This window comes from Williamsia limnetica (assembly GCF_003217475.1).
GTDB lineage: Bacteria > Actinomycetota > Actinomycetes > Mycobacteriales > Mycobacteriaceae > Williamsia > Williamsia limnetica.
This window is the reverse complement of the sequence record NZ_QJSP01000004.1, coordinates 158,463-172,386: the sequence shown is the minus strand read 5'-3', so window position 1 is coordinate 172,386 and position 13,924 is coordinate 158,463. Positions and strand designations below refer to the sequence as shown.

The following is a 13,924-nucleotide window of genomic DNA, read 5'->3' as shown; positions in this document are numbered from 1 at the left end:
TGCAATGGGAAGAGTTGGGCGACCCGATACCGAGAAAGGAAAACTGCATTTCATCGTGATGTCTTTTTACGCACGTGCGAAGGATTGATGAACGCTGAATAGACAGTTCTTTAATCCCGGCCGGGTGGGATCAGTAGGTGCGCGAAACATGTACGGCCAGCGGCTGACTGCGATAGCGTGGTGCAACTTCAGCGAGGGAGCGCCATGCCTGCCGACTTTTCCGATCGCACCGATTTCGACAATGCCAATCGTGGATTGATCGCCACGTTGGAGCCCGCGCAGATTCGCGCCGACGATGGTCGGGTGGTGTACGACGCAGCCGGGTTCGCGGCAGCCACCACGGGGGATTGTCCCGATACGGTGAACCCCAGCTTGTGGCGTCAGGCGCAGCTCACCGCCATTCACGGCCTTTTCGAGGTCACCGCGGGCATCTACCAGATCCGCGGCTACGACCTGTCGAACATGACCATCGTCGAGGGCGATACCGGTGTCGTCGTCATCGACCCGCTCGTGTCCGCCGAATGTGCGTCGGCCGGACTTGCGCTCTATCGCGAGCATCGCGGCGACCGGCCGGTGAGCGCCGTGATCTACACCCACTCGCACATCGACCATTTCGGTGGGGTGCTCGGCGTTGTCGACGCCGACACCGACGTGCCGATCATCGCGCCCGAACACTTCCTCGAGCACGCTGTCTCCGAGAACGTCTACGCCGGCGGGGCAATGCTCCGCCGAGGGATGTACCACACCGGTATGGTGCTCGAGGTCAGCGCGACCGGCACCCTGGGAGCCGGCCTGGGACCGAGTACGTCGAAGGGGTCCGTCGGGCTGATCGCACCGACTCTCGACATCACTCACACCGGGCAGGAGGAGACCTTCGACGGTGTGCGGATGATCTTTCAGGTGACGCCTGGCACCGAAGCCCCCTCGGAGATGAACTTCTACTTTCCTGATCACCGCGCACTGTGTTTGGCGGAGAATGCAACTCACAACCTGCACAACCTGTTGACGTTGCGGGGTGCAGAGGTGCGGGATGCGCGCAACTGGTCGCGGTACCTCGCCGAAGCCATCGAGATGTTCGGGTATGACTCCGACGTCGCGTTCGCCTCACATCATTGGCCGACCTGGGGCACTGACGAACTCATCGGGTTCATCACCGAGCAGCGTGACCTCTACGCCTACCTGCACGATCAGACCCTGCGCCAGCTCAACCGTGGGCTCACGGGTTCCGAGATCGCCGAGGACTTCCCCATGCCGCCGGCCTTGGATGCGGCATGGCACACCCACGGGTACTACGGCTCGGTGAGCCACAATGTGAAAGCGATCTACCAGCGTTACCTCGGTTGGTACGACGGCAATCCCGCGCACCTGTGGCAGCACCCTCCGGAGGCGTCCGGCGCCCGTTATGTTCGCGCCCTCGGTGGGATCGACGCCGCCGTCGCGAAGGCCACCGAGTTCGCAGAGGAGGGTGATCTGCGTTTCGCGGCCGAACTGGCCAGCCACGCGGTGTTCGCCGAACCGGGTCACGCCGGCGCAAGAGAAGTCCTCGAAAACGTCTTGACCCGACTGGGATTCGGGTCGGAGTGCGCAACGTGGCGCAACAACTTCCTGGTCGGTGCCGACGAGGTCAACGGTCCACCACACCCGGCCGACGTCAGCGCCGCAGGTATGGCCACCGCACTGACGATCACGCAGGTCTTCGACAGCCTCGCCATCCGCATCGACGGCCCCAGTGCCTGGAGCGTCGCGGCGTCGATCCGTTGGCACTTCACCGATTCCGGCGACACCTATCGGATGGAGCTGTCCAACGGTGTCCTCATCCACTACCCGACCCGGCGGTCAGACCCTGCCGACCTCGTGGTCACCCTCACCAAAGCGCAACTGCTCGGACTGCTCGCCGGCTCGGGAACCGACGGCATCGAGATGGACGGCGATCCGAAAACCATCTCGACGATCGTCGGATTGACCGGCGATCCTGATCCGGCATTCACCATCGTCACCCCGTAGCGGTGTGCCTGCCCATCCTGGGCCTCAGCTCCTGCGCTTCGAACATCGCATCAGATAGATCACGACCGCACCGAGTAGCGCCAGTGCGACGCTCAGCACCGGTATCTGCCGCGTCGGCTCGGCAACCGGTGTGGGCTCGGTCCGCTTGAGGGTGGTGAACCGTGCGCTGTGTTCCTCGCTCGAGGTGGGGGCGGGCGTGGAACGAACCGGCGGTGGTGGTGCAGACGCGACCGCCTGCGCGGGTGTCGACTTGGGCGGCGCGGTGTTACCCGGCTTGTCCGGACCCTTCTTGGTCGGCGGCTTGCGGGGCGCCGACTTCGCGGCGGCATACTTCGCGGCAGGCACCGAATCCGACGACCCTGTCGGCTTCACCGGCGGCGCCTTCTTTGCCGGTGGGGTTTTCTTTGCGGGCGGTGCCTTCTTCGCCGGGGCCTTCTTGGCGGCCGCCTTCTTCACCGGGGCTTTCTTGGCCGGTGCCTTCTTCGCGGGGGCTGCCTTTTTGGCCGGAGCGGCCTTCTTTGCGGCTGCCTTCTTCGCGGGGGCCTTGGCCGCGGGTGGAGTCTCGGGCTTGTCGGAAGGAGGCTGCTCGGCGGGGATGTTCTGATCCGGGTCGGCCATGGAAGATTGCGCTCCTTCGCTCTCGGCTGCGTCGGTGCCAATCATGCCCGGTACCGACGCAGTCGGCTCAGTCGGGTGCAGTGGTTCCCAGACCGGCGGCAAGCCCGATCACCACCGCCATCAGCACCACTTCGACGAGCGCCCGCCGCACCGACGTGTCTTCGTCGATGCGGTGCGCACGCGCTCCCGGTAACCAGGTGGTGCGCTGTGTGAAAGCAACGATCATCAGCACAGCGAGCCCGGCGGATTTGGCCAGCAGGATGCGGCCGTAGCCGGTGCTCGTCATCTCGCCGAGTGAGTCGAGTTCAAGGAACGCCGCCACGACGCCGGTCAAGAACAGCACCAGGACGCACCACTGGGCGTATCCGGAGAACAGCGGCAGGCTCGTCGCCCAGCCCTTGCGGCCGCGAACGGTCAATGCCATCGAAGCCAACGCGCCGCACCACCAACCGGCCGCGAGGACGTGTACGGCAACCAGTATCGGCCCGCCGGTCTGTTGACCGAGGTGACCGGTGACGGGACCGATCAGCAGACCGAGTGCGGTCACGGCGGCGGCTGCCTCGGGTACCGCCATGGTCGGCCGGTACATCCAGACGACCGCGAACACCGCCACCAGCAGTGCGCATCCGGTGCCGATCAGCGCAGGCGTCGCGCCGCTCACCCGCACGAAGTCCGCCGCGCCGACGGATCCGGGGGAGCGTCCGGTCCGCTCGGCCACACCGAGCCAGGCGGCGACCAGCGCGGCCACGAACCAGACGCCGGCCAGGATCGCCGTCAACCGCAGGGTCCGCGGCTCGGTGGGCTCCCCACCGAGCACCCGCAGGCTGGTCAGCCCCAGCACCGTGATGGCTGCGCAGATGGCCACCGCAGTCGCCGGGGCGTCCAACTCGGGGCCGCTCGGGCGGGCGAGCAGCCAGCACAAAGCAACCCCGAGCCATGCCGCGGGCACGGCGCCGACCAGCCATCCACGGCGGATCGTGCCCGCAGCAGGCACGGCCTACTTCCTGCGCTGCAGGCGGAACGCCACAGCGAGACCACCGACGAACAACACCACTGCGGCGACGAGGAACGGCCACACCGGGATTCCCGACGATGAGGATTCGTCGTCGTCCACAGATGCGCCGGGGGTGCCCTGCCCGGCAGTGGTGAGGGTGAAACTCAGCTGACCCTCGACCGGATGCCCGTCCGCGGAGGTGACCCGATAGTTGATCAGGTACTCACCCGCAGGCCCCAACTCACGCAACTGCGTACTGACGGTGCGGCCGGTGACCGTCGGTTCCCCGTCCTGCCAGTAGTTCCGATCGGGGCCCACCACGGTCAGCGCCGGAAAGCTCTCCTGCAGTGGCTCGTTGAAGGTGAGCGTCACGGTCGGGGGTCCAGCACTGACAGAGGCCCCATTGGCGGGGTCGGAGCCGACCAGTGCCGAGTGCGCCGAGGCCATCGGAGTGAATGCGAGCGTTGCCAGCAGTGCCAAGGTGAAAGCGCCGATCGTCAGCGCGACACGCCTCACGAGCGTTTGCGGGCCAGTGCGCCGACTGCCACGCCGACGCCCAACGCGCCCAATACGATTCCAGCACCCGCTAGCCATCGCGCGGTGTTGTCCGTGCCCGACTCCGACGACGCTGACGACTCGGACGCGGTCTGGGTGTCCTCTTCATGGGTTGCTGTGTCGGCGCCATGGCCGTGTCCGTCGGCGGTCTCCGCGCCCAGCGTCACGGTCGGAGCAGGCTTGTCCGGCTCCGGTTGGCCTTCGACCGTCGGCTGATCCCACGCCACCACTTCACCATCGGAATAGGTCTGCACGGCAGGCAATGTCATTGTTTCCTGCTCGGGCAACGGTCCACCGGAAAGCCGGAACTGAACGAACTCCCCGGGATTGATACCCGGGCTACCGGGGGCGGCCGTCCACGTCACGGAGGTGGCCTCCTCGGTGGCCGGATCCTTGGCGATCTCGGCGGTCCAGCCCGGCATCGGTTCGGTGCGTGCGGATTTGAGATTCGGCAAGGTAACCGCCACCTTCGTGGTGCTCGCGGTGTCCGACTCGTTGGGGACCCGGAAGGTGATGACGCCGTAGCCGCCCTGGGTGAGGTCGTCGCCGACCGCGGTGACGTGTGCCGCAGAGACGCCTGCGCCGAGCAGACTCAAACCGCCGACCACGGTGGCGGCAGCGAGTGACGCGCCCAGGACGCGGGCGCGTCGGGAGAATGAAGACATGGTTGTTCCTGACTGAATGTTGCAGTGATGCCACCGCGCCGTGAAGGGCGGGTGGTGGGGAGGGGCAGGCGATCAGATCGCCGGCGGACCCCGGACCCCGATACCGCCGGGTGCGAAGACTCCGACAAGTGGTCGCCGCTGCGGCGGTGCCTGCAGGAAGAATCGGGTCAGGTCGGTGACCGGGCCGGCGACCAGGAACTGCAGGGTCGCGATGACCGAGGTGATCACCGAGTAGAGCCTGCCGGACGCGGCGATGAGCAGTGCGCAGACCGGGATCGCGACGAGGTGGGTCGCAACCATGGCGTTCGTCGACGAATGCGCGTGGGTCATCGGATCAGCGGTCAGCGACAGCACCTGATGGCCGGCCAGCTGGGCGCCGGTGAGCAGCGCGCCGAAGGCCACGACCGAGCTGAGTCGGCGGGAGAGCGCACCGGCCGCGAGGCCCAGCACCACGAGCAGGACGAGCCCGGCCGAACCGGGCAGATGGCCGGACGCCGCACCGTGGGCGGCGACCGCCAGCGCCGGTGCGGTGAGAGTGACGGCCAGAGGGATCAGGGACGGACTCCCAGCCGGGCCAGGAGGTCGGCGTCGATGGCGGCCAGTTCACGGCTGATGGCTGCGTGCGCGCTGCGCCGACGCGCTGCCGGCATGTGTTCGGCAGCCGCGACCGCCGTCGACAGATCGGACAGCCGCTGCCCCATGATCGTGCTGAACGTCTTCGTCTCGGCGTCCGAGTGCTTGGCCGTCAGCGTCTGCAGGGACTCGCTCGCGCCCGAGATACGCGCGGACAGCGCGGCACCGTGGCCGCTGTAGCGGTTGAGCTCCGCGACGGGGACACCCGCGCGGTCGGCCTGGATACGGCTGATCTGCTCACGGGCCGCCGTGCTCGCGCGGTAGGCGATGGGGACGAGCACCGGAGACAAGACCTTGGCGACCTGCAAGTAGCGCTTGACGCGGGTGGTCGAGAGGAACTTGCCGTCGGCGACGGCCTTGGCGTTGGCCTGAGCGATCTTGAGGTTGTTCTCGTTGGTCTTCGACAGGACCTTCGCAGCGTTCTTGTCCAGCTGGGCCTGCGCCTTGAACGACTTCTTCGCGAGCTTGCGCTGCTGCTTGCGCTCGGCTTTGGCGTCCTTGCGGCCGGACTTGTCCTCGAGCCGGGCCTCCAGTTTGGCCTTGGCCTTGAGAGCTTTCGCCTGCGCCTTGCGCTGGGCTCGGCTTGTGCGACCGGAACTGAACAGACCCATGCGGTGCGACCCTCTCGCTTGTTTCGACCAAGCCCCGCCTGCGGCGGTGTGCGAATTGTCGTGCAGTTGCGGTACAAGCATTACATAGCGTGCTTACAGGAGTTGTAGGCCCGAGCGCACAAGACGGAGGATGGTGTCGATGGCAACTCGATCATCGGTGCCATCTGGCCCGACACGGACAACTCTGCTGACCCCTCGTGACCTGAGCGGTTGCGAGCATCGTCTCGCCCTCGACTCGACGTTTCCCGCCGCGGTCGCCATCCCCGACGATGCCGGGGTGGCCATGCGCAAAGAAGCGGCGGCCGACCACAGGAGCCGGGTCCGCGACATGCTCCACGCGCTGCACTCCGACGAACTCGCGGGCTGGGCCGACGCGTCCTCGGGCGGTCGGTCCTACCGCGTGCAGCAGACGATGGCGGCCATCTCCGCGGGGGCTCGCTGGATCTGGGGCGCGACCCTGCCCGACGACGTCGAAGGTGGCCGCCGCGGCTGGGCGGAGTTGTTGATCAGGGTGGACGACACCCGGGGCGCCGAACCGCATGAGGGCGCGGCGTACGTCCCGGTGATCGTCGTCAACCACAAGGCGTCGGACCCCGGCTCGGGCGCCATCACCAGTCCGGTGTGGGCGTGGCAGCCGATGGTCGACGAGACCCGCAAGGTTCGTGGCAACTCCCGGGACACCACCCGGCTGGCGCAGCTCTATCGGATGCTCGAGACACTCGGCGTCGCCGGTGTCGGCTTGCTTCCCTCCGGACCCGCGGGCGGCGTCATCGGCCTCGACACGGACTGCCTGGTGGTGCTGGATCTCACGGATGCCCTGATCAGGTACGACGCGCTGCTTGCCAGACGGCAGGGGATCACGGCCGGCGAAGTGGCCACGGCGCCGTCCCGGATCGGCGAATGCCGCACGTGCGCCTGGTGGACGAAGTGCGGACCCGAGCTCGAGGCGGCCCGCGACGTCAGCCTGGTCGTGAACGGCAATCTGACCCAGCTGCTCGCAACGGTCGGCGTGCGGACCATCGATCAGCTGGCCGGCTACGACGGCCCGGCGCCGGAAGGCTGGCCGGGGACTGTCGACGACGCGATCCTGATGGCGCGTGCCCGGCTGGCCGACGTGTCGCTGATCCGCCGGACTCCGGAGGTCGAGGTGGTGCGCGCAGACGTCGAGGTCGATGTCGACATGGAGAGCTATCAGGACGACGGCGCCTACCTCTGGGGCACGTTGCTCACCGACAACACGGACCCGTTGCGGCCCGTGGTCTATCGGCCGTTCGTCACCTGGACGCCGTTGCCGACCCGCGACGAGGCCCGCTCGTTTGCGGAGTTCTGGACATGGATGATCGGCGAGCGGGACCGCGCTGTCGCGGCAGGCCGGACGTTCGCGGCCTATTGCTATTCACAGCAGGCAGAGAATCGGTGGTTGCTCGGCTCAGCGGACCGGTTCGCCGGTGAGCCCGGGATCCCGTCTCGCGACGAGGTACTCGCGTTCATCAATTCACCGCAGTGGGTGGACATCTACGAAGCCGTCAGCCGTAACTTCCTCAGCCCGCTGGGCAAAGGCCTCAAAAAGGTCGCCCCCCACGCGGGGTTCCACTGGCGTGACGACGAAGCCGGCGGTGAGGCGTCGATGCAGTGGTATCGCCGCGCCGTGGGGCTCGACGGCGACGAGATCGACCAGACCCAGCGGGTCCGCTTGCTCGAGTACAACGAAGACGACGTCCAGGCGACGAAGGCGTTGCGGGAGTGGATGACTGTGGGTGCTGCGGAACAGGTGCCGTTGGGCTCGGAGCTTCCCGCCCCCGGCTGACCGGCTCCATCGCAAACCCAGGTTCTCCAGGGAAAACCAGGTGCCGCAACACCTGGGTTTGCCTGGAGTCAGTGGGTTTGTCAGCCGCGGAGTGAGCCGCGGAGAGATTCGAGGAACGAACCGCTACCGAGGAGCGCCAGCGCGCCGAGGGCGAGTAACCCGGCCGGGGCGAGGTCGCGTGCGGTGTCGGCGCCGGAACATCCGCCCGCCGAGTCGGCACCCAGAATGCAGCCGGCCGCGGTAGGGACCGGCGCTGCCACATCTGCGGTGACCGGTCCGGGAGGTCGAGCCGGATTCACAGGTGTCACGGCTGGGTTCTGCGGGGCCGCCGGCGCCGAGGAGTTCCCGGGTACGCCGACAGTCGGTACCGAGACGACCGCGTTGCCACTCCCACCGGTGGAAGCACCGCCACCGCCACCGGCACCAGCACCGCCACCAGCACCGCCGCCGGGTGTACCCGGTACGCCGCCCGGGGCCTCGGCTGCGGAAGGTTCGGCCGGGGCCGGTGGTTTCCGCTTCGGGACGGTGCCGGGCGGGCGCGTGCCCGTGGACCTTCCCGTCGAAGTAGGAGCAGTGGATGTTTGGCCTGCTCCGCCCGAGCCACCACCGATGATCGGGGGCACGAAGGCCGACGAGGTCGTGGTCGTCGGCTCCGTGGTGGTCGTGGACTCGCCGGTCGTCGGCTCCGTGGTGGTCGGCTCCGTGGTGGTTGCCTCTGTGGTGGTCGACTCGGACTCGGTTTCACTCGGGACGTCGCAGTGATGGTGATGCTGATTGCCGGGATGACAGTGCGCATCGGCGGGAGAAGAGGTGGTCAAAGCCAGTGCGATGCCACCGGCGAACAGGGCAGCTGCCGCCACGGAGGCCGACCATCGCAGGACATGCCCACGGGGCGCACGGTGCTTCGACATCGAACCTCCATGGGGTGAACAGCGCTGTGCTCTTGAATTTTCGCCCTGTTCACGGTTTATTCAGGTGGGCCCGGTCAGCGTCGACCTGGAGTCCACAGCACTTTGCATGCCATCGGGGGCAGCCTGCACCGCCTTGGCAGCAATATGCCGATAAGCTACCATATGGCAAACACGACGTGCGGAGTAGTGAATTTCTTACTTCTAGTCGATCGCTGCGCGGCGATCGGCCCTCATTGGGAGGCACACCTGAGATGCGCGTGGAGCGTGGAATGTCTGACAACGTGAACCCGGTGGATCCCGACACCACTTTCGATCCGGGCCTGTTCGCACGAAGGCTGGAAGAGTTGTTCCGCACGGTTCCAGGCCCGAACGGACGTGCATACAGCGCCAAAGCGATCGCGAACCGGTCGACCGAGCTGGGGTTCCGGCTCGGTGAGTCTTACCTGAGTCAGCTCCGGTCGGGTAAGGCGAAATCGCCGTCATTCCGGACCGTCGAGGGTATCTCTGCCGCGTTCGGCGTCGACGTGCACTACTTCCTCGAGGACCGGGCGGCCCAGCGGACTCGCGACCAGATCGACCTCATGCGCCTGCAGGCCGACACGAGCGTGCAATTGGCTGCCTTCCGACTGGCAGGATTGTCCAGCGATTCGGTCACGGTCGTCAACGAGCTCATCAAGGTACTCCGGGTGCAGCAGGGTCTTCCTGCTGATCCTCCTGACCTTCTCAAATCGTCGGAGCCCGAGCTCGGGCACGGCCATTCCGGTCTGCGAGTGGTGGAAAGGCGAGAGGCAGCCGACTAGCAGGTCAGGAAACCGAAGGATGGTTTATGCGGTCCGAACGAATCCTGCGGGCACTGTGCCGTCGTGAACTCGCCGACCTCGAGCTCGATCTGCCGCTCGATGCCGAGCAGTTGTGTGCCCGTTACGGGGACAAGCGTGGCCGGGCGATCAAGATCCTCGCTCATCCGCTTCCGGCAGGTACGCCCAACGGCGTCTGGCTGATGGCCGACGACGCCGACTACTTTTTCTATCAGGCGAACACCACAAAACTGCATCGCGATCAGATCGTCATCCATGAATTCGGGCACCTGATCGCCGGGCATCAGATCCTGGGAACGCCCGGGTCGCTGCTGGCTGCGGGTGCGCCAGACGAAGGCGAAACATCTGAGGCCTTGAGCCGGACGTGCTACTCGGATGAGCGGGAGTGGGAGGCCGAGATGCTGGCCACGATCATCCGTGAATGGGCGGCCAAGGCCACCCAAGGCGTCGGCCAATCGGCCAAACACGACGGATTGCGCGGAATCCAGAGCATTCTAGGGGGACATTCCGGATGGTTATAGGCCACCGATGGTGATCGCCACCATCAATGCAGCCGCGCTCGCGTTGTTCGCGATCGCACTGTGCTGGCGTATCGACCGTATCCGTCGGGAGGGCGCCGGACTCCAGCCGACGGCCATGACCGTCGCCATCTCCGCCATGACCCTCGCCTTCGTGAGCATCAATCCACACGTGCGCGAGTGGCTGGACTCGACCTTGTTCACCGGGGCGGCCCGGGTGATCTTCTACTGCCTGCTCGCGTTCGCGGTCGCGGCACTGGTCATCGTCTTCTTCTTCGGATCCGCCGAGCGCCAGCGCCAGCGCCGGGCCGGGGTGGAAGCGGTGCCGCTGGTCATCGCGATGATCGGGCTGAATGTGGCGATGTTGGTCACGCCCACCCCGGTGCGCACCGAGAGCGTCTCCGAATGGACGGTGCAGCACTTCGGGTTTGCGCTCTTCTTCGTGATCGCCGGCTGCTATCTGGTCTATGGCCTCGGGTCGTGTGTGCTCTCCATCCGGCGATACGTCGGACTGGCCGACGGCTATCTCCGACATTCCTTGATGGTCCTGCTGACCGGGCTCTCGCTCGTGGGGCTGGGCTCACTGATACAGACGATATTCGTTGTGCTGTCCGGACTCGGCCTGGCCACAGTCCCTGTGTTGCTGAAGATCTCTGCGGTGATCTCTTCCGTCGGTGCCGTTCTCTTCCTGGCCGGGATCTGCTACCCGATGGTGCGGGCCCGCTGGATCAAGGTGCGCTACAACCTCCGTCACCGCCGGGACTACGCGGACCTCGAGCCGCTCTGGTCCTTGACCACCTCGGCCCTGCCGGAGGTGGTGCTGCCCCTGCGTTCGGTTGCCGACGTCGACGGTTCGATCAATCTGCTCTACCAACGCCGGGTCGTGGAGATCCGAGATGCGCTGTTGCAGCTCAGTCCGCTGCTACCCGACGACTTCGATCAACTGACCGATCGGGACCAGGTCTTCTACCTGCGTGACGCGGTGGAGGTGTATCGCGAGGCGGGCGGCTCGTCCGGTGCCGTGCGGCAGGTGCTCGTCGGCGCACGAGATGACCTCGACGCCGAAGCCACACCGCTACTGCACATCTCGCGTGCATTGGCCGACCAGCCGGTGGCCCGCAAACACAACCGGACCGGTTAGTGAAACGTCATCGCGCACGGCGACCGGCGGCGCGAACCATGTCGCCGACCGTGGTGAACTTGACCCGAGGACGTTCGAGTTCTGCCCCGGCTCTGCGTTCGGCGCGGTCGATGGCACGAACGCCGCGGTAGCCGATGACGGTGCGCTTACGCTTGCGCAGCAGGGTCTCGAAATCCGATGGTGAGTGCCGCGAACGCGACACCGCCCCGGCGGCAACGTCATTGAGGAATAATTCGACGGTGCTCTCGGCGCACACTTTGTTTGCACCGATGCCGCCCCGCGGTCCGCGCCGCGCCCAGCCGGCCACGTACGCATTGGGGACAACGGCGCCGTCATCGCCGACCATTCGGCCGTCGACGTTGGGGAAGACACCGCGCCCTTCGTCGAACGGAAGTCCGGCGATCGGTGTCGAGCGGTAGCCGATGGACCGGACGACGAGGTCGGCGGCAATTTCATGCGTGCGCTCACCCGTACGGACCCGCAGTCGTTCGACGTGCTCGTCACCGAGGATCGACTCCGGTGTGGTGTGGAAGAGGAAGACGATGCGGCGTCGGTCCGGGTCCGCAGCGTTTTCCAGGTCGACATCGGTCTCCGGATCGTCGTGAACGATCACCTCGACGCCGGGGATCGACGACAGCGCGCGGTATTCCGCCGCGGAGTAGGCGGCGCCGGCTTGATCTCTGCGTCCCACCACGATCACCTCGCGGACGTTCTGTTCCCTCAGGACCGCCAGGGCGCGGTCGGCGATGTCTGTGGTCGCCAGTATCTCGGGCGGTGAGACCAGGATTCGCGCGACGTCGAGCGCGACGTTGCCGGTGCCGATGACCACCACGCGACCGGACCGGTCGGTGGCGTCGATCGGAAGCTCGTCGAGGTCGGGGGCCGAGTTGTACCAGGCCACGAGATCGGTGGCGGACGTCGATCCGGGAAGGTCTTCGCCCGGGATGCCCAGGCGCCGTGAGTCACTCGCCCCGACGGCGTAGATGACTCCGTCGAAGTGCTCACTGAGTTCGGCGGGGGTGATCTGGCCGGCGGCCACGTCGTCGCCGATCTCCACATTGGTCGCCATCGTGACGCGGGGGTCGCGATAGAGCAGATCGAAGCCCTGCAGCACCTTCTTGGTGCCGGGGTGATCCGGTGCGACGCCGGCCCGGACCAGACCGCCGGGGGTAGGGAGTTTGTCGATGACGGTGACCTGTGCAGAGCTGCGGTCGAGCAATGTGCGTAGGGCGTATCCACCCGAGGGGCCGGTGCCGACCAACGCGACCCTAAGTCCCGCAGGCAGTTTCGGGATCACCGGATACGTGATCGGGGTCCACCCCGAGGTGACGTCGGCGTTGTCCCGGTAGTACGAGGCATTGATCTCGATGAACACCTTGTCGCGGGTACCGAGCTTGTCCGCGGGATAGATGGCGTCCACGGGGCAGGCATCGGCGCACGCGCCGCAGTCGATGCACGCCTGCGGGTCGATGTGCAGGATGTCGGAGCTACCGAAGCCGCGCTCCTCCGGTGTCGGATGGATGCAGTTGACCGGGCAGACCGAGACACATGCGGCGTCGCTGCAGCACGTTTGGGTGATGACGAACATCAGAGCATGTTGACTTTCCGGTAGACCCGCGCAGCGGGCTTGGTGAGCAATCCGACCTCATCGAGGAAGCCCATCAGGTGTCCGCAACTGCTGCGGACCATCGACTTGAAGTGCTCGTTCTCCCGGCGGGCGGCCACTGCGCGCTTGGCGTCGAGTCCTGCGTCGGAGTACGCCTGCGGCCGGATCATGCTGGTGAAGATGAACGCCGCGCCGACGGCGATGACGAATGCGCTCCACTGTCGGCGCGCCCATCCGACACCCTTCATCGAATCCCGGACCTCTTCCCGGGCAAACTTCATGTGGCGCGATTCTTCGAGGACATGGATCTCGTTGACGGTACGGATGAAGGGAAGTACCTGTTCGTCGCGCATGCAGCCGCGCTGGAAGACATCGAGGATTTCTTCGGCGACCAGGATGCCGCTGTAGGCGACCTCGGCGCGCGCGGTGCGCATGAAGACCTTGCCGAGACGGCCGACGAACTTCGAAGGGTGGTAGGACTTACCGACCATCTTCTGGGACGCCTTGGCGAACATGATCGAGTGTCGGCATTCGTCGGCGATCTCGGTGAGCGCGAACTGGAACTCGGGCGTGTGGTAGTCGCCGAGGTACTGATCGCGGATCACCATCTCCTGCAGGATCATCTCGAACCAGATGCCGATGTTCATGATGGACGCGAACTCGTGCCGGGTCAGCGACACCCGCTGCGCCTCGGTCATCTCGTCCCAGTAGTCGGTGCCGTACAGCGACGACCATTCCGGGCTGCACCCGTACTTTGCCGGGTCCATCGGCTGATCCCAATCGATTTCGGTCATCGCGTTACGCGAGAGCCGAGCCGACGATGCGAGCAGGCGCTCGGACACCTCGTCGGCACCCTGATCGCGCAAGCTGACGACGTTGTCTCCGTGATCGTGAATGGTCGATGTGTTCGCAGCTGTGGCCACCATGGGGAGTCCCTTTCACCCGAGTCCGACAATGCTCATTGATATAACAATGAATGTTGTCACGATGGGCGATCGTGGTCAAGAGGTAGCGGGAACGAAAAGGCCGGGCTCTGGATGAGC

Annotated in this window: 14 protein-coding genes; 5 read left to right on the top strand and 9 right to left on the bottom strand. The window is 66.1% G+C overall.

Annotated features, from left to right (window positions below; all coding sequences use genetic code 11):
• Nucleotides 1-204 precede the first annotated feature (204 nt).
• Nucleotides 205-2,004: an alkyl/aryl-sulfatase gene (locus DFR67_RS08140; protein WP_110469031.1), complete on the top strand. Its 1,800-nt coding sequence runs from the start codon at nt 205-207 to the stop codon at nt 2,002-2,004.
• 24 nt (nt 2,005-2,028) lie between these two features.
• On the opposite strand, the gene DFR67_RS30910 is transcribed toward DFR67_RS08140, so the two are convergent.
• The 6 genes from DFR67_RS30910 to DFR67_RS08110 all read right to left on the bottom strand — a co-directional run bounded on the left by DFR67_RS30910 (nt 2,029) and on the right by DFR67_RS08110 (nt 6,080).
• Nucleotides 2,029-2,622: a hypothetical protein gene (locus tag DFR67_RS30910; protein WP_211324971.1), complete on the bottom strand. Its 594-nt coding sequence runs from the start codon at nt 2,620-2,622 to the stop codon at nt 2,029-2,031.
• Nucleotides 2,623-2,689: 67 nt separating this feature from the next.
• The gene (locus DFR67_RS08130; protein WP_110469030.1) at nt 2,690-3,616 is read right to left on the bottom strand and encodes a copper resistance D family protein; all 927 of its coding nucleotides are present in this window, start codon (nt 3,614-3,616) and stop codon (nt 2,690-2,692) included.
• A 3-nt stretch (nt 3,617-3,619) separates the two neighbouring features.
• On the bottom strand, nt 3,620-4,132 hold the full coding sequence (locus DFR67_RS08125; RefSeq protein ID WP_245937813.1) for a copper resistance CopC family protein: 513 nt from the start codon (nt 4,130-4,132) through the stop codon (nt 3,620-3,622).
• On the bottom strand, nt 4,129-4,836 hold the full coding sequence (locus DFR67_RS08120; protein ID WP_110469029.1) for a YcnI family copper-binding membrane protein: 708 nt from the start codon (nt 4,834-4,836) through the stop codon (nt 4,129-4,131). Before DFR67_RS08120 ends, DFR67_RS08125 begins: the two co-directional genes overlap by 4 nt.
• 72 nt (nt 4,837-4,908) lie before the next feature.
• The gene (locus DFR67_RS08115; protein ID WP_110469028.1) at nt 4,909-5,289 is read right to left on the bottom strand and encodes a hypothetical protein; all 381 of its coding nucleotides are present in this window, start codon (nt 5,287-5,289) and stop codon (nt 4,909-4,911) included.
• 98 nt (nt 5,290-5,387) lie between these two features.
• On the bottom strand, nt 5,388-6,080 hold the full coding sequence (locus DFR67_RS08110; RefSeq protein ID WP_110469027.1) for a DUF6474 family protein: 693 nt from the start codon (nt 6,078-6,080) through the stop codon (nt 5,388-5,390).
• Nucleotides 6,081-6,219: 139 nt separating this feature from the next.
• Between DFR67_RS08110 and DFR67_RS08105 the strand changes: the two genes are divergently transcribed.
• Nucleotides 6,220-7,887: a TM0106 family RecB-like putative nuclease gene (locus DFR67_RS08105; RefSeq protein WP_110469234.1), complete on the top strand. Its 1,668-nt coding sequence runs from the start codon at nt 6,220-6,222 to the stop codon at nt 7,885-7,887.
• An 80-nt stretch (nt 7,888-7,967) separates the two neighbouring features.
• Here the strand turns inward: DFR67_RS08105 and DFR67_RS08100 are convergent, their stop codons facing one another.
• Nucleotides 7,968-8,798, bottom strand: coding sequence for a hypothetical protein (locus DFR67_RS08100; protein ID WP_110469025.1), 831 nt, complete (start codon nt 8,796-8,798; stop codon nt 7,968-7,970).
• 269 nt (nt 8,799-9,067) lie between these two features.
• On the opposite strand from DFR67_RS08100, the gene DFR67_RS08095 reads away from it, so the two are divergent.
• The 3 genes from DFR67_RS08095 to DFR67_RS08085 are packed head-to-tail and all read left to right on the top strand — an operon-like array spanning nt 9,068 to nt 11,275.
• Nucleotides 9,068-9,598, top strand: coding sequence for a helix-turn-helix domain-containing protein (locus DFR67_RS08095; RefSeq protein WP_084834811.1), 531 nt, complete (start codon nt 9,068-9,070; stop codon nt 9,596-9,598).
• Between the two features lie 26 nt (nt 9,599-9,624).
• A complete protein-coding gene (locus DFR67_RS08090; RefSeq protein ID WP_110469023.1) occupies nt 9,625-10,137 on the top strand; it encodes a hypothetical protein in 513 nt (170 codons plus the stop codon).
• 7 nt (nt 10,138-10,144) lie between these two features.
• Nucleotides 10,145-11,275 (top strand): MAB_1171c family putative transporter, encoded by a 1,131-nt coding sequence (locus tag DFR67_RS08085; RefSeq protein WP_110469021.1) that lies wholly within the window; start codon nt 10,145-10,147, stop codon nt 11,273-11,275.
• Between the two features lie 7 nt (nt 11,276-11,282).
• Here the strand turns inward: DFR67_RS08085 and DFR67_RS08080 are convergent, their stop codons facing one another.
• Both DFR67_RS08080 and DFR67_RS08075 read right to left on the bottom strand, forming a co-directional pair.
• Entirely contained in the window at nt 11,283-12,863 is a 1,581-nt protein-coding gene (locus DFR67_RS08080; protein ID WP_110469019.1) for an FAD-dependent oxidoreductase, read from the bottom strand.
• Nucleotides 12,863-13,807 (bottom strand): AurF N-oxygenase family protein, encoded by a 945-nt coding sequence (locus DFR67_RS08075; RefSeq protein ID WP_110469017.1) that lies wholly within the window; start codon nt 13,805-13,807, stop codon nt 12,863-12,865. Before DFR67_RS08075 ends, DFR67_RS08080 begins: the two co-directional genes overlap by 1 nt.
• Between the last annotated feature and the right edge of the window lie 117 nt (nt 13,808-13,924).

Excerpts from the sequence above, each read along its gene's own strand:
- DFR67_RS08140 (WP_110469031.1), top strand. The coding sequence starts at position 205 with ATGCCTGCCGACTTTTCCGATCGCACCGATTTCGACAATGCCAATCGT.
- DFR67_RS30910 (WP_211324971.1), bottom strand. The coding sequence starts at position 2,622 with ATGGCCGACCCGGATCAGAACATCCCCGCCGAGCAGCCTCCTTCCGAC.
- DFR67_RS08120 (WP_110469029.1), bottom strand. The coding sequence starts at position 4,836 with ATGTCTTCATTCTCCCGACGCGCCCGCGTCCTGGGCGCGTCACTCGCT.
- DFR67_RS08110 (WP_110469027.1), bottom strand. The coding sequence starts at position 6,080 with ATGGGTCTGTTCAGTTCCGGTCGCACAAGCCGAGCCCAGCGCAAGGCG.
- DFR67_RS08105 (WP_110469234.1), top strand. The coding sequence starts at position 6,220 with ATGGCAACTCGATCATCGGTGCCATCTGGCCCGACACGGACAACTCTG.
- DFR67_RS08100 (WP_110469025.1), bottom strand. The coding sequence starts at position 8,798 with ATGTCGAAGCACCGTGCGCCCCGTGGGCATGTCCTGCGATGGTCGGCC.
- DFR67_RS08095 (WP_084834811.1), top strand. The coding sequence starts at position 9,068 with ATGTCTGACAACGTGAACCCGGTGGATCCCGACACCACTTTCGATCCG.
- DFR67_RS08090 (WP_110469023.1), top strand. The coding sequence starts at position 9,625 with ATGCGGTCCGAACGAATCCTGCGGGCACTGTGCCGTCGTGAACTCGCC.
- DFR67_RS08085 (WP_110469021.1), top strand. The coding sequence starts at position 10,145 with ATGGTGATCGCCACCATCAATGCAGCCGCGCTCGCGTTGTTCGCGATC.
- DFR67_RS08080 (WP_110469019.1), bottom strand. The coding sequence starts at position 12,863 with ATGTTCGTCATCACCCAAACGTGCTGCAGCGACGCCGCATGTGTCTCG.
- DFR67_RS08075 (WP_110469017.1), bottom strand. The coding sequence starts at position 13,807 with ATGGTGGCCACAGCTGCGAACACATCGACCATTCACGATCACGGAGAC.